Origin of the sequence: Lacihabitans sp. CS3-21, assembly GCF_024343675.1 — a bacterium.
In the GTDB taxonomy this organism is placed as follows: Bacteria; Bacteroidota; Bacteroidia; order Cytophagales; family Spirosomataceae; genus Leadbetterella.
In genome coordinates, this window is the sequence record NZ_RJUD01000063.1 from 1 (window position 1) to 2,100 (window position 2,100).

The window sequence follows — 2,100 nt, forward strand, 5'->3', positions numbered from 1 at the left end:
AATTCGCTATTCAATTAAACATGAAGAAGATGAAGATTTTAAGAAAATGAAGTTCTTAATGCTCTTCATTTCTTAATTCCTTCATGTTAGAATTCGCTATCCAATTTAACATGAAGAAGATGAAGATTTTAAGAAAATGAAGTTCTTAATGCTCTTCATTTCTTAATTCCTTCATGTTAAAATTCGCTATCCAATTTAACATGAAGAAGATGAAGAGTTTAAGTACATGAAGACCTGAACACCTTATGCCTAATTGCCTCGATGCCTTAATGCCTTAAAAAAAACCTCACTTTGGTGCAGTACTATCATAAATCAACTTGCCGTCAGCACTGTATTCCTGCATCACAAAAGGCTCAGAATTATCAAAAATATCTCTAGGATATTGGGTGACTTTCTTGCGGCGATTGCCTCCTGGATAAAACTCTACCCAACGACCAACTTTCTTGCTCTCGTCAAAATGTCCCTCCTCAGCAGTGGTGCCATCTTCGTAAAACTTCCAGTAAGCACCAGTCGTTTTTCCATATATTTTGGGTATAATCTCTTTTATCTTGCTACTGTCTGCATCATAGTAACTGATCTCCGATTCTTGATAAAAACCTTTGTTGTAAACTTCTTTATTAAGCAAATTGAAATCCTTGTCATACTCCATCCACCTGCCATGTTTTGCTCCTAAATAATAATAGCCTTCTCTGGCTAAACTTTCGCCTTTATATTCTTTAAAAGGTCCGTGAAGCAAACTGTTGGTTTTTGTATCTCGGGTCAAAGCATCTACAAATTTCTTGTTTTTTTCATCGTACCAAGTCACCGTCCTGAGATAAGGATTGGGTTTTTGGAAGTTTTTCAAAACGTAGAATTCTTGATATAAAAGTCTGCTACCTGATCCTCTTTTAAAGACCCTTTTGTCTATCGCAATTTTCTCAAAACTTCGTCCATCAAAAACCTCTGCTTTGGCTTTTTCTAAGGCTTTTTTTGCCTTTTTACTTTTTGCTTTTACATCGCTAGAAAGGTTGGGAATGGTCTCGTTTAGAAACTTCTTCGCATCTTCTACAGAACTGATTTTGTTATCCCCAGGAAGATTCAAATTAGCCTTTGGTAAGTTTACATCAAGCGGCACAGTATCTTCTATTCGCTCCTCCAAAGTCATTTTTTTACGGTCAGCCTTTCTTTCTGCTTTGGTTTTAGCCTTCGGAATAATGTCCTGAGCCGAAACAAACGACGAAAATCCAATAATTAAAATGTATATGAAAAGAATTCGTTTCATTATAAGATACCTGTGTAGTACTTTTGTGAGCAATTTGAATTTTCAAAACGTAAATTTCAACAAAAAATTGGAAATATCCGATAAAATATATGTCGCTGGCCACAACGGAATGGTAGGCTCAGCCATAGTCAGAAAACTAAAAAGCCTTGGTTTTACAAATTTCTTGCTAAGAACGTCAAAAGAACTAGATCTTCGAAATCAAACCGAAGTTTTTGATTTCTTGCAAACTGAAAAACCAGATTACGTATTTTTAGCAGCAGCAAAAGTTGGTGGTATCGTGGCCAATAATACCTATAGAGGGCAGTTTTTATATGAAAACTTGCAGATTCAAAATAACGTAATTCACGGATCATATTTGGCTGGTGTTAAGAAATTGATGTTTTTAGGTTCATCGTGTATCTATCCAAAACTCGCACCACAACCTTTGAAGGAGGATTATCTTTTGACCGGACTTTTGGAACCCACCAACGAGCCTTATGCCATAGCCAAAATAGCGGGCATAAAAATGTGCGAAGCTTACCGTGACCAATATGGATGTAACTATATTTCGGTGATGCCCACTAACTTGTACGGTCCAAACGACAACTATGACCTCAATAATTCTCATGTATTGCCAGCGATGATTCGTAAATTTCATGAAGCCAAATTGGAAAATAAACCCAGTGTAGAATTATGGGGAACGGGCTCGCCCATGCGTGAGTTTTTACATGCCAACGACCTCGCCGAAGCTTGTGTTTATTTGATGGAAAACTACAACGATAGTACTTTGGTAAATATCGGCACAGGTGTTGATGTAACCATAAAAGAGTTGGCAGAAACGATCAAAACTGAGGTAGGTT

The 2,100-nt window shown here is 37.0% G+C and carries 2 protein-coding genes; one reads left to right on the forward strand and one right to left on the reverse strand.

From position 1 onward, the window contains the following. Positions 1-286 precede the first annotated feature (286 nt). Positions 287-1,261, reverse strand: coding sequence for a toxin-antitoxin system YwqK family antitoxin (locus tag EGI24_RS14350; protein WP_255049154.1), 975 nt, complete (start codon positions 1,259-1,261; stop codon positions 287-289). A gap of 67 nt (positions 1,262-1,328) precedes the next feature. Between EGI24_RS14350 and EGI24_RS14355 the strand changes: the two genes are divergently transcribed. After that, positions 1,329-2,100 (forward strand): GDP-L-fucose synthase (locus EGI24_RS14355; RefSeq protein ID WP_255049157.1); only part of this gene is annotated, 772 nt, incomplete at its 3' end.

What these genes read in the sequence shown, in the direction of transcription:
- EGI24_RS14350 (WP_255049154.1), bottom strand. Translation starts at nt 1,261, where the DNA reads ATGAAACGAATTCTTTTCATATACATTTTAATTATTGGATTTTCGTCG.